Here is a 20,698-nt window from a genome sequence, read left to right as displayed (position 1 = left end):
ATTTTTATTATATAGTTCCGTTAATTAAAAACAGTATCTATTTAGAATTTTACAGTCGTGTGGAATTTTGAATAGATACTGTTTATTTTTGCCTAAAAATTTAGAAAGAAAAATACAAAATAGAATTACTATTCAGCCCGGAGTAACAAGTGCTATTGGTCTCAGCCGTGAAATTATACTTAGCGATTTGTCGCTTAGTATAAGACTTGTATTTGAGACAATTGTGAACTTCAATTGGCTCAAATCAGCGTCCACAGCGTTCCAGAGCAATAGTGCTTGTTGCGGAGGGCGACATCCTTAGCAAAACCTTATCCCAAAACCAATTACTTGTATAGTTATTTTATTGTGCTACCATATTTAAGTATTCAAAAATATTTGGGGTAGGATTCAAGGCGTTAAGTGCTGATGGAACGGAATGTGAACATCGGACGAAGAGAGTTTTCTCGCGATCTTGTTTCCGCATTCGCCACTTTATATATGTCTCTTTTATATTCTGTGGCAGCTCCGTTGGGAGATGTCGATTATGAACAGTAGAACGAAAGTCGTTAGTGTTCAAGGAATTACGTGGATGGCTTTGCTAATAGCATTGCAAATGGTATTGTCAAAGTTGTCGATTGGTAGCAACATGTTACAGGTAGGCTTTAGCTTCATTGCCGTTGGATTATTGGGATATTACTTTGGTCCTGTGAAGGCTGGAATTGCCAATGTTCTAGCAGATATTATCAGTCATACAATTATGGCGACGGGAGGCAGTTTCTTTTGGGGTTTTACTTTAACCGCCCTAGTATCTGGAGTGATTTATGGATATATGTTGTACAATCATAAGGTTACGATCCTGAGAACATTTATTACAGTTTTGTTAATTACAGTGATTGTAAATACAGGGCTTAATACTTTGTGGATTCACATGATGACTAATATACCTTATGTTACATTGTTAATACCGAGACTTGCGAAAGAGGCATTTAGTCTGGTTTATCAAACTGGACTTCTCTTCATCGTATTAAGATGGATAGATAATTCAAAATTTAATAGAATCGGCCGATAGGTCGATTTTTTTTTGTTTAAAATTATGTGTTAAAATAATTCTATTAAGAATGAGGGATAATTATGAAAATATTAGCGTTTGACACATCGAATAAACCGTTATCTGTTGCCGTAGTAGTGGATGGCAAGGTTTTGGCGCATATAGAGTCAACTGAAAAGAAGACACATAGTGTTTCTTTGCTACCTGATATTCAAGATGGTTTGCAAGAAGCAGGACTTACAGTAAATGATATTGATCTAATTGCTGTTGCCAAAGGTCCAGGTTCTTACACAGGTGTAAGAATTGCTGTGACAGTAGCTAAGACATTAGCTGACACTTTGAACAAAAAATTAGTGGGAGTTTCTAGTTTGAAACTCTTGGCTGCAAATGGTGACAAAAAGCATCTTTTAGTTCCTCTAATGGATGCCAGAAATGATAATGCTTTTGCTGGTGTTTATGTAACAAATCGTGATGGCAGATTATTAACTGTTATTGCAGATCATCACACTTCAATGGCCAATCTATTTGAAACATTAAAACAATATGAACCTAATGAATTAGAGTTTATTAACGCTACGCCTAGGTTACAAGAATTAATCCAAAAACAATTTCCTGAAGCAACAATAATTATGAGTGAAAATTCATTGCCGGCTGCTGGTAAATTGGCTAAAATTGCAGAGACAACCAAACCTGTTAAGGATATTGATAACTTTATCCCGACCTACTTGCGTTTAACTCAGGCGGAACACGATTGGTACGCTAAAGGTAATAAGGAAGACAAAAATGTTTCCTATGTTGAAGAAATTTAAAAATATCTTATCTGGTAATAAGAAGGAAAAATTTGATTTTGAAAAACAATTAGTGACAATCGACGGACAGGAATTTACCCTACGAAAGGCAATTCCAGATGATTCGATTGAATATATGCGAATTCAAGAAACAATTTATCCAATTCCGGTACCATGGCCAATTGATATCGTGGAAATGGAAATTGGCAATAAGAATGCGCTCTATTTGTCATTGGTTAATGAGACCGGTGTTGTAGCTTTTATTGGCATTTCATTAAGTGACAAATCAGAGTCGCATATTACTAATTTAGCAGTTAACAGTGATTATCAGAACTTAGGTGTTGGACATTTATTGTTAAATCAGGCTTTTGATTATTGTCGCAAACGTGGTTTTGAGAAAATGTCATTAGAGGTCGATGTAACTAATGATGCTGCGATTGCCTTATATGAAGCCTTTGGTTTTAAGGTGAAAACAGTGCATAAAAAGTATTATTTTAGAAATCATCACGATGCTTTAGAAATGATGGTTGATTTGTAGGGGAGAACATTGTGGAAAAAGATACGTTAATAATGTCATTTGAAAGTAGTTGTGATGAAACTTCCGTCGCTATTATTAAGAATGGTAAAGAAATTTTATCAAATATTATTGCAACACAAATAAAGAGTCACCAGCGTTTCGGTGGAGTAGTGCCAGAAGTTGCTAGTCGTCATCATGTCGAAGAAGTAACTCGTTGTATCAATATGGCTTTGGATGAAGCTAAAGTTGGTTATAGTGATCTTGATGCTGTGGCTGTGACTTATGGTCCCGGTTTAGTCGGTTCATTGTTGATCGGAATCATGGCCGCTAAAACAGTGGCGTTTGCACACAATTTACCTTTGATTAAAGTTAATCATTTAGCCGGACATATTTATTCAGCTAACTTTGTGACTGATTTACAATATCCATTTATGTCCTTGTTAGTTTCTGGTGGACATACGGAGATTGTTTTAGTTACAGCTCCTGGAGTTTTCCACACCCTTGGCGATACGAGGGATGATGCTGTTGGTGAAGCTTATGATAAAATCGGCCGTATTTTGGGAATTAACTATCCAGCTGGTAAAAAAGTTGATCAAATGGCTGCTAAGGGTAAGGATACTTTCAATTTTCCAAGAGCAATGGTACAAGAAGATAATTTGGACTTCAGTTTCAGTGGATTGAAGAGTGCCTTTATCAATCGTGTTCATCATGCTGATCAAGTTCATGAACAGTTGAATAAAGATGATTTAGCTGCTAGTTTCCAAGGAGCCGTATTGGATATTTTGAGCAACAAGACATTTAGGGCATTGAAGCAACATCCCGTTAAGCAATTGATTGTTGGTGGAGGTGTCTCCGCAAACCAAGGTCTACGTAAACGTTTGGCTGAAGAAATCGAAAAACGTCATATGGATATGGAATTAGTTTTCCCACCATTAAGACTTTGTGGTGACAATGCTGCCATGATCGGTGCGATGGCTCAGATTCAATATGATAAAGGTGATTTTGCTAAATTAGATTTGAATGCTGATCCTAGTTTAGATTTTGATATGGAATAAAATGATACCTCTAAGTTGAATTTCAACTATTAGAGGTTTTTTTATATGACGAATTTACAATTGAAGTGCAACGAGTAAGAAGAAAATAAAAAAGAACTCATAGCCTGAGTCCTGTAAAATGAAGTCACCACAACAATCATCTAAAGGAGATCCTAGGCTATGAATCCGTACAACCATCTTACCTTAAAAGACCGAGAATGCATACTGTTGGGCATCACTTTAAACGATACCTATCAAGTTATTGCGGAGAAAATTGGGTGTTCTAAAACCACCGTATCGCGCGAAATCAAGCGCAATGGTGGTCGTAAGGTATACTCGGCCGTCAAAGCCCAAGAGAACTATCAGGGACGGCGGCTAAAAAGCCGCCGTCCTAAGCTTCTAACTGATTTGAAGTTACGGGATTTTGTCCTTCACTGTATTGTTAAACGTCAGTGGTCCCCAGAACAAATTTCCGGTCGTTTAGTCCACGAAAACAGTGAATGGCATGTCAGTTATAACACCATTTATCGTGGGATTGAACGCGATAATTTAGGCATCAAATGTAAGAATCACGGGGCTCGTGGCTTTGCCCGTAAGCTCCGTCACCGTGGTAAAACCCGAAAGGTCAAGGGAACCATTAAGGAACGTCGAGGACGATTTAACGACGTCCCTTCCGTTCATGAACGACCTGTTTCATGTGAGAATCGAAGCCGGTTTGGTCATTGGGAAGGTGATACCGTTCGCGGTAAAACCGGGCGTTCGGCCCTGGTAACCTTGGTGGACCGCAAATCTCGGTATTTATTATCCCAGCGGGTTCCCAAAGTAAACGCGAAGAACGTCACACAAGCGATGATTGACCTCTTGCATACTGTGACGCCCAAACAAGTTCGGACGCTTACGCCGGATCGTGGAACTGAATTCGCAGGATACCGCGAAGTTAGTCAAGAGCTAAGTATCCCAGTCTATTTCCCAGATCCTCATGCGCCTCAGCAGCGGGGAACCAATGAGAATACCAACGGACTTATCCGTGAGTATTTCCCCAAAGGAACCGACCTAGACCAACTGACTGACCAAGATATCGACAAGTTTGTCAGGGATTTAAATCACCGACCACGTAAGGTCTTAGGCTGGAAGAGTCCATTTGAAGTTTTCTTCGGGACAAAGTTGCGCTTGATTTGACAATTCGTCATACAAATTGCAAATAATACTAATTATTTCTAAAAAAGGATTAATAAATTTAGAAAATTGTGGTAAAAAAGATGAGAGGTGTAATTGATGGAAAATAGAACGGTTATTTCATACGTGCTGTTGAAGTATGATAAGAGGACAGATGGGATTTATACGAAGGCTACTAACAATGGTACTTTTGAAATTCCCAGTTTTGAATTTGATCCAGCTGAGAATGAAACTTCTACTGATTTAAAAATGCATATTATTGAGAGATTGAAGATGCTCGATGCAGGAATCGATATTGACCATCTGTTTATTCCATTTACCAATTTATCTGTTTCTTCGGACTATAAGATCTACAATTATTTAGTGTTAGTCTTTGAATCAGACCATGATGTGTTTGCTACAATGGAAGATGAGTCTTGGTATCGCGTTAAATATGATCTTGAAAGTAAGGTCTGGGATCTATCGTGGCAAAGTGGCATGGAACATGTCAGTGATTTTCAAATTAAGGATAGAGCATTGAATCAATATGCAGTTAATAATTCAATGACTGATGAGATTGATTTTTGCAATATTATGCATTTTGTAGCCCAGGAGACGCAACAATTCCCTATCTTAGGATTGATGTCGGGAACTGAGTTTACTCAAAAAGAAGTATTGCATTATCAAAAACTGTTGGGTTTTAAAAATAATGGGCTGAAAACAGCCTTGGCCTTTGAGAGCAAATACTCGGATGCAATTAGAGCTATCGATGAAACTTCTTATAAAATAAAGAATAAGTATTTACAAAAATAAAAATAAGTTATCAATTCAAAATTAATTGGATTGATAACTTATTTTTTACTTTAATCTGATTTTTTTATGCCTTTTAATAAAAATTAAAATTCGATAATAAAATTTGCCAAATATGATATATAAAAAGTGATATAACCTTATATAATATTTATAAAATATAAGATGTCGATGTTTGACAAGGAGGTTGATCTTATGAAGAAACGTATAGGATTTCTTTATTTGATTATATTTCTTTTGCCGTTCATTCAATTGTTTAAGCCTACCATGGCCCAAGCTTATTCAGTTCCAGATAGAACTAGTGTATATGAGCATGCACCTAAAGGTATGAAGCTAAATGATTTCGTTACGGCTCCAGAATACTATACGAATACAAAAACTAACGATACCACGGCTTTTAAAAGTTCTAGTAAAATAATTCGTGCGGGTGATTCTAATAATGATTCAACTGACATTATTCAATTGTTAGATGGGTCAAGTACGCAGAAAAAGCAAATTGGTTCTTTTTGGGGAACTGTTAAAGATAGTAATGGTAATAAAACTTATAACTATTTTGATTTGAGTAAACCACAAGAAATTTCGGTTTGGTTCTATGGAGGAAGCAAAGTCGATGGTTATGATGGTTTTGCTTTTGTGCTTCAAAATGATGATTTAGGTGATCAAGCAATTTCTCGTAGTAATGGTGTTCCAACTGCGAGTGAGACCTTGGGTGTTTGGGGTGGCGGAACTCCAGATAACAAAACTACTACAACAAAACTTTCTGGTGCTTCTGACGGAATTCAAAAAAGTGTAGCCATTGAATTTGATCATTATGTGAACAAAACAGCAGGATCATTTTCAAATTCTGTTAATGATTATCTAGACTATGACAAATTTTCAATGTCTAATCCTGGTAATATTGTTATGAATCAATTGAAAACTGGTCATATTGCTTGGAATTATCCAGGTGATACCGCTACTTATATGGAGAATAGTTATAGTCTTATTCTAAACAATTATTTCTACAACATAACACATCGTGGACCAGTGCAGAATAATTCTTATTTCACAGGTTATGATGGCCTTGAAGTCGCTAATTCAGAAACACAAGATCCACGTAATGGTTGGCGCCATCTTAAAATTACTTATACACCACCTACAACGGGAACTACAGCCCGTTTATCATATTTGATTAATGATAAGTTTCCTGATGGTACTGATAAAATGCAAACAGCTCAGGATAGTAAAACTTTCAGTATCGATATCTCTAAATTGATAGGCACTAGTGATGATAAGAAGGTTCGTTGGGGATTTACTGCTTCAACAGGTTCTCCAGAGTCATCAATTGATGACTTGGATATGGTTATTGAAAAAATGCCTTCGATTGTTGATATGAAGGGAACTTCACAGATAACTGATGTCACAAAAAATAGTAGTAAGACTTTAGGCAGCACTAAAGAATTATCAACTAGTGATGGTGATGAAATTAAATTAGAACAGAAATTGGCCTATAGTGGTGGTATTTCTGAGTCAGGTGAAATCAAAGCTACAGTTGGATTGCCAGAGAATGTTGAATACAATGGTGATGCAAATGGTGTCATTGGTAAAATGACCTATCAAGATGAAGATGGCACTACTAAAACGCAAGAAATTAATAAGTCCGATTTAAAGGATGTCACGATAACGATTCCAGGTAAGTATGAGACTGATCCACCAAGTTATAAGACTGTAAAAGGATTTGATGTGACGATTCCATCAATGAATGCAATTGGAGATAATTCTAATATTGAAGTTTATGGAACTGTTAAGGGACCAGAAAGTTCCACGCCAATAACAACTAGTGTGTCAGGAGTCAATACTAGTTATCAGGCCGATAATTATACTGGTGATACGATGAGTCCTGATTTTGTAATTGATAATGAAGTTTTACATATTGAGAATACTAATTCATTGTCACAGGAATTAAATTTGGGTGATGAAGCTCATTTTCAAGGTAATATTTCTTATTTGAAAGGGTCAACTTTTGATGGTGAAGAGCTATTAAGTAATTTGGAAGTTTATGACCAAGATGGCAACAAACTTTCTGGTGTACAAAAGGGTGACATTCAAGTTGATAAGGGTGTTAAGACAGGAACTTATGACATTCCTTATACGTTAAATGGTTTGGAAGCTGATAAGACTTATACATTCAAGTTGAAATTATCAGATTCCAAGGATCGTATTTCTAACACTTTGGAATATAAAGTTAAGATTAAGCCAAAAAAGAATTTACAATTAGAAGTTGATAATTATCGTTTTCAAACAATTAATGCTGGTTCCAAGATAGGTGAATACGTCAAACGTTCGGGAAATTGGGATATTGATGTAAATAGCACGGGAACTAAATGGAAATTATCAGCCCAATCAACAGGTCTGTTTAATAAAGAAGATAGTAGCTATTCTGAACCACTGTACTTCATTGATAAGGATTTGAATGCAAAATCTTTGAATGATGATACATTAATTGCCCAACAGGATACTGTTAATAGTGGTGAAAGCCAAAATACGGACGTTACAGACGCTTGGAGTGAAGAGGACGGTATTCTATTGAAGAATGAATTTCCTAACCTTGCAGGCGATTATACGGGCAAAATTGAATGGACACTGAGTGAAACAATATAAAAAATACTGCCGATAGATTTTAAAAGTCTATTGGCAGTATTTTTTTCGTAATTTTATTTGTAACGTTCTTCTAAACTACTCATCCAGAGTGCTAATACGCAACCGATAACGAAGAAAACCAAACTTAAGATAATATCAGGGCCAGTTGTGCCAATATAAGAAATACCATCATTTGTATATGGATTAGGAATCAGAATCAGAACCGTACTGGCTAGGACGATACCCAAAATGAAGTGATAAACCCTTGAATGATGTTGCTGAATCAATTTTTCCATAGCTTTGGAGAATGTCAGTAATGAGATTACACCACCGATGGCAATGGGAATAAAGACTAGTGGATCAAAAGTTTTAAAACCTTTTAGCATTGGTGTATAGAGTCCTAAAATAATCAATAAATTTGAAGGACTTAATCCGGGTACCAAGACTCCCAGTGCAATTAAGATACCTGCGATAACGAAACCGAAGAAGTTGGCGGGAATAGTTCCGAATATTTCACTCATGAAGAAGAGGAAAACTCCTCCACCAACAAAACTGGCTAAGAACCAAGTAAGGTCATATTTATCTCGAGATGTTTGGGATGTCGACTCTTTAAACAAGGTCGGTAGAGTTCCGATAATTGTTCCGGCAAACCCCCAAAGGACGATCACTTGGTAATTTTGCAAAAGATAATCAAGAGGTTTAGACAAAATACCGATTCCGACAATACCACCAATTCCGATGGGTAAGAAGTAGAGGAAGTCGCGTTTAAAATTCTGACGAATGTGGGCCATAAAACTCAACATTCGTTCGTAGATCCCCATGATAGCGGCTAAAACACCACCGGAAACTCCTGGTAAAATGAAGCCTAAAGCGATAATGACACCCTTAAAGAATCTGATTAAGAAATTTTCTTGTTTTATTGTTATGCTCCTTTGGAAATATTCTTTATGAATTAAGTTATCAAATTTAAAGAATGTGGGCAACAAAAATGTTGAAACCAGTTTTTTATCCAAAAAAACCAGTGTGGCGATCATATTTGATGATCACTGCACTGGTCTAAGAGTTGGACAATGTTTTGTTTTACTTTCTAGTCGGTAAAGTCTTCTAGTTCAATAGATTTTTCAGTCCATTCTTCTTCAACTTTGTCCTGTTGTTGTTTATTTTCGTCGAGTTCCTTTTGAAGATCGGCTAACTTGCTATAAGAAGTCAGATTTTCATCTTTAGTCATTTCTTTTTGAATAGCGGTATTTTTATCTTCCAGTTCAGCAATCTGTTTCTCTAAGTCTTCAACTTGACGACGTAATTTACGTTCTTGTTTTTGTTGTTCCTTGGACTGTTGATACTGAACTTTCTTTTCACTGACATTAGCAGTTGTTTGTGTTTCTTCAGTTGGATGATCAGTTGTTTTTTCCACGTAATAATCGTAGTCACCAAGATAAATCTTGCTACCGTGTTCACCAATATCAACGATACGATCAGCTAAAGTATTCAAAAGGTAACGATCATGGGAAACGAAAAGAACAGTTCCTTCAAAATTCTTCAAGGCATCTTCAAGAACTTCCTTGCTGTCAATATCCAAGTGGTTAGTAGGTTCGTCCATGATTAAGAAATTATCGTGTTCCATAGCTAGTTTCGTCAGAGTTAATCGAGCCTTTTCACCACCAGATAGACCGGCAACAGGTTTGAGTACATCGTCACCACTGAAGAGAAAGGCTCCCAACATATTACGAATTACTTGCTCGTCTAAGCGAGGGTAGATATCCCAGATTTCATGGAGAACATCTTTTTTAGGATCAAGATTTTTCAAATTCTGGTCATAGTAACCAACTTCAACATTAGCACCAAACTGAGTTGTTCCCTTGATCATTGGAATTTGTCCCAAGATAGATTTTAGAAAAGTTGATTTACCGATACCGTTAGGTCCAATGATACCGACACGTTCTCCTTTCTTGACATCTAGATTGATTGGTTCGGACATGATGTGATTCTCATAACCGATAGCGGCATCTTTGACTAGCAATACGTCGTTTCCACTTTCTTTATCAATTTGAAATTTAAAGTGAACGGAACCTTGGTCACTATCAGGACGATCTAAGACATCCATGTGTTCAAGCTTTTTACGACGACTTTGGGCCATCTTAGTGGTAGAAGCACGGACAATATTCTTTTGAATGTATTCTTCGGTCTTTTTGATTTCAGCCTGTTGTTCTTCATAATGTTTCCAAGCTACTTCTTGATTCTTTTTCTTTTCTTGCAAGTAGAAAGTATAGTTACCAGAGTAGTGTGTTGAAGAGTGATGGTTGATCTCAACAATTTCAGTAACAGCTTTGTCTAAAAAGTATTGATCATGGGATACGATGACTAGCGCCCCACGATAATTTTTGAGATAACCTTCAAGCCATTCCACTGTATTGATGTCCAAATGGTTTGTTGGTTCATCCAAAAGTAAAATATCATGATGTTCCAATAGCATTTTAGCCATAGCTAAACGTGAACGCTCACCACCAGAAAGGGTTGATATTTGAGCTTGCCAAACATCTTCATCAAATCCAAATCCTTTGAGAACACTACGGATTTCTGATTGATAACCGTAACCATTTTCTTGACGGAATGTATTTTGTAATTGATCGTATTGTTTCAAGATGTTGTCGTAGTCTTGAATATTGGGGTCAGCAAGTTTTTCTTCTAAGACATGCATCTTTTTTTCTTGTTCTTTTAGATAGTCAAAAACATGTTCCATCTCGTCAAAAATTTTATTTTCACTATTTAAACCGGAATCCTGAGCAAGGTAACCGATATTTGTATCCTTTTTTAGAGCAATATTTCCACTATTATAACTTTCCTGATCGGAAATAATTTTGAGCATAGTTGATTTGCCGACACCATTTCGGCCGACTAGACCAATCCTGCTATTATCCTGTACTTCGAAGCTGACATTAGAGAACAGCTTCTTAGTACCAAAATTTTTTGTAATGTTTTGTGCTTGTAATAAAATCAATTTCAAACTCCTTTATGTATTCACAATTTTAGCATTATTTAATAAATTATGTCTTTATAGGTTTAACGTGTTGCGTTTTTGTTGATTTTTATTTACTATAAATGTTAGTGAAATGACACACATATGGTGGTAAATTATGACAAAAACAACAGTTCCAAACGCAACAATAAAGCGTTTACCAATTTATTATCGGTATTTTCAATTTTTAAAAGATGAAGGTACAAAAAAGATCTCTTCTGGAGAATTATCAGAAGGGGTCAAGATAGATAGTGCTACAATAAGACGTGACTTCTCATATCTAGGAGCACTTGGAAAACGCGGTTATGGCTACGATGTAAACGATTTAGTAGCTTTCTTTAAAAAACTCTTAAATCAAGACAAGCGTACTAACGTAGCTTTAGTCGGTGTAGGTAATTTAGGTAACGCCTTACTAAATTATAACTTTTCTCGGACTAATAATGTTCGAATTGCGGCAGCTTTTGATATTAATAAGGAAATTGTCGGTACAGTTAAGAGTGGCGTTCCTGTTTATGATATATCTGAATTGAAGGAACAGCTTCATTTGCAACAAATTGATGTCTGTATCTTGACAGTTTCTTCAAACGCAGCTCAAACAACAGCTGATTTATTGTCTGATGCTGGAGTTAGAGGAATTCTAAACTTTACACCGGTAATTATCAACGTTCCAAGTAGTATCCGCGTTCATTATGTTGATTTGGCTAATGAATTGCAGACTTTGATTTTCTTCTTAGATCGTGATAAGTCAATGAAGGAAGAGCAAGAATAATTTTTTGGGGGAAAGTATTATGAGTGAACCATTGTTCTTAAAGCCTGTATTCCACGAAAAAATTTGGGGTGGAAGAAAGCTAGAAACTAAATTTGGTTACAATATTCCAGATGGCACTATTGGTGAATGCTGGGCTATTTCAGGTCATCCACATGGTAGATCACAAGTTGAAAATGGCGAATTTGCTGGTCAATATGTTGATGATCTTTGGAAAAATCACGGTGAACTATTTGGTAATCCTAAGGGAAAAGTTTTCCCACTTTTAACAAAGATTTTGGATGCTGAAGCTAGCCTATCTGTTCAAGTTCACCCTGATAACGAATATGCAGCAGAGCATGAGCATGAATTAGGTAAGACAGAATGCTGGTACATTATTGATGCGGAACCAGGTTCATACTTGATCTATGGTCACAATGCTAAAAATAAAGCTGAACTTGATAAGATGATTGAATCAGGTGACTGGGATCATCTATTGAGAAAAGTTCCAGTTAAAACTGGTGACTTCTACTACGTACCAAGTGGTACTGTTCACGCCTTGAACAAGGGTATTATGGCTCTAGAGACACAACAAAGTAGTGATACAACATATCGTTTGTATGACTACGACCGTGTTGAGAAGTCTACAGGTAAGAAGCGTGACCTTCACATCAAGCAGTCAGAGGATACGATTACAGTTCCTCATAAAGACCCACAATTAAACATTGAATCAAAAGAAGAGGGTAAGAACAAGTTTACAACATTTGTTCAACCACCTGTATCACCATTCTTCTCAGTTTATCACTGGGAAATTAAAGAACCAGTCAAATTACATCATCAAATCGGTAAGTATACTTTGATTTCTGTAATTAATGGTCAAGGTAAGATTACTGTTGATGGAAAAGACTATGATTTGAGCAAGGGTATTCATTTAATTGTTCCAGCAACTGTTGATTCATGGACACTTTCTGGCGATTTGGATATTATTGCTTCAGAATCAGGCGAAGATTAGATAAATATTAAATAACGTAAAAAATGCAGAATATCGATTTGAAAAAACCGTATGTTCTGTTTTTTTTATTGGCTGAATTAAGCAAAAATAGAACTATTTTACGATTGACACTAATTATTGTTCGTGAAAATGAATTAAATGAAAAATATTCTAATTTGAAACCGTTATCAATTTCATTTTTTACAAAAAGTCTTCTATAATTAAAACTATGTTGATTTCAAAGGGGACTTTAAAGTGCAAAAACGACGATTTTTTCGAGTCAGTTTAGGCTGGCAAATTATTATTGGTTTGATTTTAGGTATTATCCTTGGTCAGGTCTTTTATCAAAATAAAGCTGCTATTCAGGTAATGCAGAACATTGGTACAATGTTTATCTCAATGATTCAGATGATTGTGTTACCGATTGTTATCTCTTGTTTAACAGTTGGTATCGCCAATATGGGTGATATTAAGAAGTTAGGCCGAATTGGATTAAAGACTTTAATTTATTTTGAAATAATGACAACATTAGCGATTATTATTGGTATTATTGTCGCTAATGTTACACATCCCGGTACCTTTATCGATGTACATAGTCTAAAAGGTTCGGATATTAGTCAATACACAGCTACTGCCAAAACTGCCAAACATTCGGGTATTTGGTCAATCTTGATGAGCATTATCCCAACTAATATTTTTGAATCATTAGGTAAGGGTGATATGTTACCAATCATCTTCTTCTCAGTCCTATTCGGATTGGGAACAGCTTCTATTGGCAAACAAGGTCAGATTATTACTGATACTTTAAATGCTGTTGCCAACGTTATGTTCAAAGTTACTAACTGGGTTATGCGTTTAGCTCCTATTGGTGTTTGTGCTTTGATCGGTGTTACTGTTGGTGAAATGGGCTTTAACTCTTTGAAACCATTGGCATTGTTCATTCTGATTGCTTATGCAACCATGGCATTTTTCGTCTTTGTCGTTATGGCTGGAGTTGGACATTTGTTCCATGTTCGTTTCTATGAATTATTCAGAATTATTGAAAATGAAGTAACTTTAGCTTTTACAACTGCCAGTTCAGAAGCAGCTCTTCCTAAAATGATGGAAAAGATGCAAAAGTATGGTGCCTCTAAAGGTATTGTCAGTTTCGTTATTCCAACTGGATATACTTTTAATTTGGATGGCTCAGCTATCTATCAATCATTAGCTGCACTATTTTTAGCACAAGCCTATAATATTCACTTAAGTTTAGGACAACAAATTACCCTTGTGGTCGTATTGATGTTAACATCTAAGGGGATGGCCGGGGTACCTGGAGCATCGTTTGTTGTACTCTTAGCCACGGTATCAACCATTGGTGTGCCAATGCAAGGTTTGACCTTCATTGCCGGTATCGACCGTCTCGTAGATATGGGACGTACCGCCGTTAACGTCGTCGGTAACTCTCTAGCAACAATTATTATCGCTAAGAGTGAAAAAGAATTTGATGAGGATAAACGGGAAAAGTACGTTGCATCCTACAAGCGTGGGGAATAATAATCCGCGTAGTAAAAAATGATTTAAACACAAAGAAACAGCCTATCAATCGATGGGCTGTTTTTTCAGTATATTCATAATTTTAATTAACGCATACTTAAAGTTAAAACAATGGCATTCATCAGAATGTGGCTACCAGCACTGGCATAAATGTTTTTTGATTTGTAATAAACAAATGAGAACCAAAGCCCCATGGCTACATAAACGATGAATCTGGTATCTTGATGCATGAAGGCAAATAACAATGCTGAAATGATAGCAGCAATATAGATGTTAGTTGGCTTGATCATATTAGCGAAGAAGATGCGTCTAAAGACGATTTCTTCCATGATAGGCGCACAGATCAATACGTACAAGAAGTAGTATGGATAAGCTTTGACCATCAATAACAATTGCATAGTGTTTTGTGAATGGGTACTAGTATGGAAAATTAATTGGTCAATAAAGCCAACTCCGTATTGGAGGGCAATCGCACCGATAGTTCCTAAAATGATCCATTGTAAATTATGATTCAAATCGGTTTTTTCTTCGAAATCATTTGGGCCATTTAGTTTTACCAGATACATCATAAGACCAGTGGCAATTAGGGCACCTAATGTGATAATAACGAAATAGATTGAACCAGTGATTGACAACATGTTTAGAACACTACCCAGCAGTAACAAAAGGATATATGTTAACAGGGTGAAGAATTGATTTTTGGGAAAATTCATGATTACTCCTTACATTTTTTAAAGGTAAATACTTGCATGTTTTCAATATAATGTTAATATAAAACTTGTGATTAGCACAAGAGATGTTCGAGTGCTAAAGATATAAAAATAAACACTAAGAAAAATAATAATCGGAGGGATTTAAATTGTTAAAACCACTTGGAGATAGAGTCATTGTAACAGTCGATAAAGAAGAAGAAAAGACAGTTGGTGGCATTGTTTTAGCAAACAACGCTAAGGAGAAGCCACAAACAGCCGATGTTGTTGCCGTTGGTGAAGGCTTAGTTACTGAAGATGGAAAGAAATTACCTATGAACGTTAAAAAGGGTGATAAAGTTCTTTTTGATAAATACTCAGGCTCAACAGTTAAGTATGAAGACAATGAATATTTAATCCTTCATGAAAAAGATATCATGGCGGTTATTGATTAATTTTAAACTTAAAAAAATTTAACTAAAAGAATTTAATTATGGAGTGTGAAAATTAATGGCAAAAGAAATTAAATTTTCAGAAGATGCACGTTCAAAGATGATGGACGGTGTTAATAAGCTAGCTGATACAGTTAAGACAACAATCGGACCTAAAGGTAGAAATGTTGTTCTTGAAAAGAGTTACGGTTCACCTGAGATTACAAATGATGGTGTTACTATTGCTAAAAGTATTGAACTAGAAGACCACTTTGAAAACATGGGTGCAAAGCTTGTTTCCGAAGTTGCTTCAAAGACAAATGACATTGCTGGTGATGGTACTACTACAGCTACTGTTTTGACACAAGCAATCGTTAAAGAAGGTATGAAGAACGTTACAGCTGGTGCTAACCCTGTTGGTATCAGAACAGGTATCGAAAAGGCTACAAATGCTGCTGTTGATGAACTTCACAAGATTTCACATAAGGTTTCAGGTAAGAATGATATTGCTCAAGTAGCTTCAGTTTCATCAGCTAGTGAAGAAACTGGTAAGTTAATCGCTGATGCCATGGAAAAAGTTGGTAACGATGGTGTTATCACAATTGAAGAATCAAAGGGTATTGATACAACACTTGATGTTGTTGAAGGTATGCAATTTGATCGTGGATACATTTCACAATACATGGTTACAGATAACGACAAGATGGAAGCTGACCTCGACAATCCTTACATCTTGATCACTGACAAGAAGATTTCAAATATTCAAGATATCTTGCCATTACTACAAAAGATTGTTCAACAAGGTAAGGCACTATTGATCATTGCCGATGATATTGACGGTGAAGCTCTACCAACACTTGTATTGAACAAGATCCGTGGTACATTCAACGTTGTTGCTGTTAAGGCTCCTGGTTTTGGTGACCGTCGTAAAGCACAACTTGAAGATATCGCTACATTAACTGGTGGTACAGTTATTACTTCTGACCTTGGTCTTGAACTAAAAGACACAACTATGGATCAATTAGGTCAAGCTGGTAAGGTTACTGTTACAAAGGACAACACAACAATTGTTGAAGGTTCAGGTAACAAGGACGCTATCAACGAACGTGTTGAAACAATCAAGAAACAAATCAGTGAATCAACATCTGACTTTGACAAGGAAAAACTACAAGAACGTCTAGCTAAATTAGCTGGTGGTGTTGCCGTTGTTAAAGTTGGTGCTGCTACTGAAACAGAATTGAAAGAACGCAAGTACAGAATTGAAGATGCTTTAAATGCCACACGTGCTGCTGTTGAAGAAGGCTACGTTGCTGGTGGTGGTACTGCTTTGATGAACGTACTTGGTAAAGTTACTGCTCTTAAAGAAGAAGGAGACGTACAAACAGGTATCAATATCGTTGCACGTGCTCTTGAAGAGCCACTACGTCAAATCGCTGAAAATGCTGGTTTCGAGGGTTCAGTTATCGTTGAACACATTAAGAACCAAGAGAATGAAGTTGGCTTCAATGCTGCAACTAACAAATGGGAAAATATGGTTGACGCCGGAATCATCGACCCAACTAAGGTAACACGTTCAGCATTGCAAAATGCAGCCAGTGTTGCATCTCTATTGTTAACAACAGAAGCTGTTGTTGCTGACAAGCCAGAACCAAAGGATAACAATGCTGCACCTGCAGCTAATCCTGCAGCCGGTGGTATGGGCGGCATGATGTAATCTTTTGATTCATATATGAAGATAATTTAAGAAGCATATCTTAACTGATATGCTTCTTTTTTTTGCACTTATATGACAATATTGTGATGAAATGAACTTTTAAAAATGATATAAATTATGATTATTATTGATTAATAAAAATTGACTAATTTTACTATACAATCCGTATATATCAATGAATATACCGTTTTATTTATCAAGAAGTCAATGGAATTAGGTTAATATTTTAAGCCAAAAATGGTTTAAACATGTTTACTATTTGTGAGTAAATGAACTATAATGTGGTCGTAATGAAATTACTTATAAAAAGCAATTTCAATTATGCATAGAATAGAATTAAATCGGAAATATAAGGAGGCAATATTATCATGAGTAGTCGAGATACTGCGAATGTTTTATGGTTTGATGAATTGCATCGCAAGGATGTTAATTTAGTTGGTGGAAAGTCTTCTTCTTTGGGAGAAATGACTTCCTCAATGGACGTACCGGTACCATATGGTTTTGCAACGACCGCACGCGCATATCAATACTTCATGCATCAAACTGGATTGAACGATAAGGTTAATGCATTGTTGGAAAGTATAAGTGACTACGAGAATTCCGATGAACTTCATAAGACATGTGAAGAAATTCGAAATTTGATCGTTGGAGCAACGATGCCAATTGATTTGGCTGATGATATTAAGAAAGCATATGCCGATCTCTCTGACAAGATGGGACAGACTGATCCATTCGTAGCGATTAGATCGTCTGCTACAGCTGAAGATTTGCCTAATGCCTCATTTGCTGGCCAACAAGAGTCTTATCTAAATATTAGAGGAGCCGATGATGTCGTTAACCGTGTACAACAATGTTATTCATCACTCTTTACTGATCGTGCAACGTACTACAGACACAAGCAACATTTTCCACATGAAAAAGTTGCTTTGTCAGCTGCTATTCAGATGATGGTTTTCTCTAAAGCATCAGGAATCATGTTCTCGGTTAACGTCGCTAATGGTGATGAGTCTAAGATTGTGATTGATGCTATCTATGGTTTAGGTGAATATATTGTTTTAGGAAAAGTAACGCCTGATCATTTTGTTGTAGACAAGCAATCAATGAAGATTGTTGAAAAGAATATTATTAAACAACCAATTGAATTAATTAGAGATTCAACTGGTGGTACTAAAGAACAAGAAGTACCTGAAGAATTACAAGGTCAACCAGTCTTGACTGACAGCCAAGTTATTGAATTAGCCGGATATGCTAAAGAGATTGAGCGTCACTATGGCTGTTATATGGATATGGAATATGCTCTTGATAGCAATACTAATAAATTGTGGATCGTTCAAGCTCGTCCAGAGACTGTTTGGTCACAACGTAAGAAGAATAAAGCTAACGGTGGAGATGATAACGTGGTTGCAGAAGCAGATGCTAAAGTTGCAGTTCGTGGATTGCCAGCTAGTCCCGGTTTAGCTAGTGGTGTTGTACATGTTATTGATGATCCTAAAGATATTGACCAATTCAAAGAAGGCGAAATCCTTGTTACTTTGATGACATCGCCTGATTGGGTTCCCGCTATGAAGAAGGCCGCTGCTATTGTAACTAATAATGGTGGGATGACTTGTCATGCTGCTATCGTTTCCCGTGAAATGCAAATTCCATGTATCGTTGGTACCAAGAGTATGAACGTTGCTGCAACTGATGCTTTGAAGACGGGCGATGTTGTTACAGTTGATGCTACAAATGGTATTGTCTACATGGGTAAAGTTGAGAGCTTGCTTAAGAAACCAGAACCAACTCAAGCTGGCGGTCGAGTAGTTGCAGCTGAAACGTTTGCACCTACAGCAACTGGAGTAATGATGAATCTTGGTGATCCTGATTTAGCCGATAAATATTCAACATTACCAGCTGACGGAATTGGCTTGATGCGTGAAGAGTTCTTGTGGACAACCTTTATTCATGAACATCCACTATATTTGATTGAACAAGGACATCCAGAAAAAGTTGTTGATATGTTAGCTGATGGAATTGCTAAAGTTGCTCGTGCTATGGCTCCTCGTCCAATGGTATTACGTTTCTCAGACTTCAAGTCTAGTGAGTATCGTAACTTAAAGGGTGGCGACAAATATGAACCACATGAACCAGCTGATTTACTAGGTTGGCGTGGTGCTTCACGTTACTATGACCCTAAATATATCGAAGCCTTTAAACTCGAATTGGCTGCTGTTAAGAAAGTACGTAACGAATTTGGTTTAAAGAACTTGAATGTTATGATCCCATTCGTTAGAACTGTTGATGAAGCTCAAAAGGTTACTGATATTATGCGTGGTGAAGGCCTTGTACGTAGTGTCGACTTCCATGTATATATGATGGCTGAAATCCCAACAAATATTATTTTAGCCGATCAGTTTAACAAGTATGTTGATGGTTACTCAATCGGATCAAACGATTTAGCAATGTTGATTCTTGGCTGTGATCGTAATAATGATACAGTTGCTAGTTTGTTCGATGAGCGTAATCTAGCTGTTAAACGTGCTATCAACCACTTGATCAAAGTAGCTCATAAAGATGGCAAGACTGTTGGTATTTGTGGTCAAGCACCATCAGAGTATCCAGACTTCACTAACTTCTTAATTAAATGCGGCATTGATTATGTTTCAGTCAATCCAGATATGGTTAAGGAAACGAAACGTAATGTAGCTCGCTTTGAACAAAGAATTATGTTGGATAAAGCCACTGGGAGGGGACTAAATGATCCGACAGATTATGATTGGAAATAATTAATTGAATTATGTTGATAAGACTGCATACAATATGTGGTCTTATTTTTTATTGTCTTTGTGAATGTGAAAAGTATAGAATTGTTTATTAGAGTATAGAGAAGAAGAGAGAATTAGAATGGATAGTATTGAATTTGGTCGCAAGATTAACTACGTGCCAATGATCGTGAGTTGGGTAGTTGGTATATTAGTTGGTTTAGTGATAACAGTATTTACGCATCAAATATTATTGGCGGTAATTTTAGGAGTAACTTTTCTTGTTATAACTGCGCTTATTTTTGCCAAAACTTTATCAGATTTTTATGGCTATTGGGAAGTTACCGATGATGGTATTAGATGTTACGATTATCAAAACTTCGGTGTCAAATTTCAATCAGTATTGATGCCTTTTAGCGAAGATAAAATGAGTTTTAAATTTGTTGATGTTAAGTCTTTGCGAGTGATCGTGGGTCGAGAAATGAATGCACCTGCTAATATTTTGGGTGGATCATTCTATGCACCTAAAAAAATTATGTTCAATTTGCCAACACCATATTATTTGGAAATAAAGTTAAAAGATGGTCGTGAAGTTAATTTGGATTTGTCAGCTGATTGGGATGATACGGAGACAATCGAGTATGTCATTGCCATTATTTGTGATAAAGCTGGCATTGGTGCTGAAATGGTTAAGCAATCATAGTAAGTAGTATAAGTGTGCTTGAAATTCCGCCTTCCGCAGGAATTTGGAATGCATTGGAACGTTATGGGCACGGCTTGAAGCTAATAATTCCACGCTTTGTGTGAAATTATGGATCTTCAAGTCCGGCCTCATTGTAAACGGCAAAGCCGTTAACAATGATTTCATAACTGAACGCATTCCAA

General features: G+C 36.5%; 17 protein-coding genes and 1 riboswitch. Of the genes, 14 read left to right on the top strand and 3 right to left on the bottom strand.

What is annotated here, in order from left to right; translation table 11 throughout:
* Nucleotides 1–374 precede the first annotated feature (374 nt).
* Nucleotides 375–471: riboswitch (THF riboswitch) on the top strand.
* A 52-nt stretch (nt 472–523) separates the two neighbouring features.
* From ACI6PB_RS09930 to ACI6PB_RS09900, 7 genes are all read left to right on the top strand, one after another.
* Nucleotides 524–1,048, top strand: a complete 525-nt coding sequence (locus tag ACI6PB_RS09930; protein ID WP_056955754.1) for a folate family ECF transporter S component — start codon at nt 524–526, stop codon at nt 1,046–1,048.
* A 62-nt stretch (nt 1,049–1,110) separates the two neighbouring features.
* Nucleotides 1,111–1,836: a tRNA (adenosine(37)-N6)-threonylcarbamoyltransferase complex dimerization subunit type 1 TsaB gene (gene tsaB, locus ACI6PB_RS09925; RefSeq protein WP_025085105.1), complete on the top strand. Its 726-nt coding sequence runs from the start codon at nt 1,111–1,113 to the stop codon at nt 1,834–1,836.
* Nucleotides 1,811–2,353: a ribosomal protein S18-alanine N-acetyltransferase gene (gene rimI / locus ACI6PB_RS09920; RefSeq protein ID WP_025085104.1), complete on the top strand. Its 543-nt coding sequence runs from the start codon at nt 1,811–1,813 to the stop codon at nt 2,351–2,353. The genes tsaB and rimI overlap by 26 nt, the downstream gene beginning before the upstream one ends.
* A gap of 11 nt (nt 2,354–2,364) precedes the next feature.
* Nucleotides 2,365–3,387, top strand: coding sequence for a tRNA (adenosine(37)-N6)-threonylcarbamoyltransferase complex transferase subunit TsaD (tsaD, locus tag ACI6PB_RS09915; protein ID WP_056955753.1), 1,023 nt, complete (start codon nt 2,365–2,367; stop codon nt 3,385–3,387).
* 159 nt (nt 3,388–3,546) lie between these two features.
* Nucleotides 3,547–4,545: an IS30 family transposase gene (locus ACI6PB_RS09910; RefSeq protein WP_056955655.1), complete on the top strand. Its 999-nt coding sequence runs from the start codon at nt 3,547–3,549 to the stop codon at nt 4,543–4,545.
* A gap of 96 nt (nt 4,546–4,641) precedes the next feature.
* Entirely contained in the window at nt 4,642–5,334 is a 693-nt protein-coding gene (locus ACI6PB_RS09905; protein ID WP_025085103.1) for a hypothetical protein, read from the top strand.
* Nucleotides 5,335–5,526: 192 nt separating this feature from the next.
* On the top strand, nt 5,527–7,971 hold the full coding sequence (locus ACI6PB_RS09900; protein WP_404327374.1) for a hypothetical protein: 2,445 nt from the start codon (nt 5,527–5,529) through the stop codon (nt 7,969–7,971).
* A gap of 53 nt (nt 7,972–8,024) precedes the next feature.
* On the opposite strand, the gene ACI6PB_RS09895 is transcribed toward ACI6PB_RS09900, so the two are convergent.
* Together ACI6PB_RS09895 and ACI6PB_RS09890 are read right to left on the bottom strand one after the other, a co-directional pair.
* On the bottom strand, nt 8,025–8,984 hold the full coding sequence (locus ACI6PB_RS09895; protein WP_082603694.1) for a DUF368 domain-containing protein: 960 nt from the start codon (nt 8,982–8,984) through the stop codon (nt 8,025–8,027).
* 53 nt (nt 8,985–9,037) lie between these two features.
* On the bottom strand, nt 9,038–10,948 hold the full coding sequence (locus tag ACI6PB_RS09890; protein ID WP_404327373.1) for an ABC-F family ATP-binding cassette domain-containing protein: 1,911 nt from the start codon (nt 10,946–10,948) through the stop codon (nt 9,038–9,040).
* A 136-nt stretch (nt 10,949–11,084) separates the two neighbouring features.
* Between ACI6PB_RS09890 and ACI6PB_RS09885 the strand changes: the two genes are divergently transcribed.
* From ACI6PB_RS09885 to ACI6PB_RS09875, 3 genes are all read left to right on the top strand, one after another.
* Nucleotides 11,085–11,735, top strand: a complete 651-nt coding sequence (locus tag ACI6PB_RS09885; protein WP_025085101.1) for a redox-sensing transcriptional repressor Rex — start codon at nt 11,085–11,087, stop codon at nt 11,733–11,735.
* Nucleotides 11,736–11,754: 19 nt separating this feature from the next.
* Nucleotides 11,755–12,723, top strand: a complete 969-nt coding sequence (gene manA, locus ACI6PB_RS09880; protein ID WP_404327372.1) for a mannose-6-phosphate isomerase, class I — start codon at nt 11,755–11,757, stop codon at nt 12,721–12,723.
* A 234-nt stretch (nt 12,724–12,957) separates the two neighbouring features.
* On the top strand, nt 12,958–14,238 hold the full coding sequence (locus ACI6PB_RS09875) for a cation:dicarboxylate symporter family transporter (protein WP_404278134.1): 1,281 nt from the start codon (nt 12,958–12,960) through the stop codon (nt 14,236–14,238).
* Between the two features lie 86 nt (nt 14,239–14,324).
* Here the strand turns inward: ACI6PB_RS09875 and ACI6PB_RS09870 are convergent, their stop codons facing one another.
* Nucleotides 14,325–14,951, bottom strand: a complete 627-nt coding sequence (locus ACI6PB_RS09870; RefSeq protein ID WP_404278132.1) for a lysostaphin resistance A-like protein — start codon at nt 14,949–14,951, stop codon at nt 14,325–14,327.
* Between the two features lie 146 nt (nt 14,952–15,097).
* Between ACI6PB_RS09870 and groES the strand changes: the two genes are divergently transcribed.
* The 4 genes from groES (at nt 15,098) to ACI6PB_RS09850 (ending at nt 20,516) form a co-directional block, all read left to right on the top strand.
* Nucleotides 15,098–15,382: a co-chaperone GroES gene (groES, locus tag ACI6PB_RS09865; RefSeq protein WP_025085097.1), complete on the top strand. Its 285-nt coding sequence runs from the start codon at nt 15,098–15,100 to the stop codon at nt 15,380–15,382.
* Nucleotides 15,383–15,437: 55 nt separating this feature from the next.
* Entirely contained in the window at nt 15,438–17,072 is a 1,635-nt protein-coding gene (gene groL, locus ACI6PB_RS09860) for a chaperonin GroEL (RefSeq protein WP_404278130.1), read from the top strand.
* Nucleotides 17,073–17,440: 368 nt separating this feature from the next.
* Nucleotides 17,441–19,837 (top strand): phosphoenolpyruvate synthase, encoded by a 2,397-nt coding sequence (gene ppsA, locus ACI6PB_RS09855; RefSeq protein ID WP_404327371.1) that lies wholly within the window; start codon nt 17,441–17,443, stop codon nt 19,835–19,837.
* A gap of 118 nt (nt 19,838–19,955) precedes the next feature.
* Complete coding sequence (locus ACI6PB_RS09850; protein ID WP_025085094.1) at nt 19,956–20,516, top strand: hypothetical protein; 561 nt, start codon at nt 19,956–19,958, stop codon at nt 20,514–20,516.
* Nucleotides 20,517–20,698 lie beyond the last annotated feature (182 nt).

Source organism: Companilactobacillus paralimentarius, assembly GCF_963227125.1.
GTDB lineage: Bacteria > Bacillota > Bacilli > Lactobacillales > Lactobacillaceae > Companilactobacillus > Companilactobacillus paralimentarius.
The sequence above is the reverse complement of the archived record's forward strand: the minus strand, read 5'-3'. Positions and strand labels throughout refer to the sequence as shown.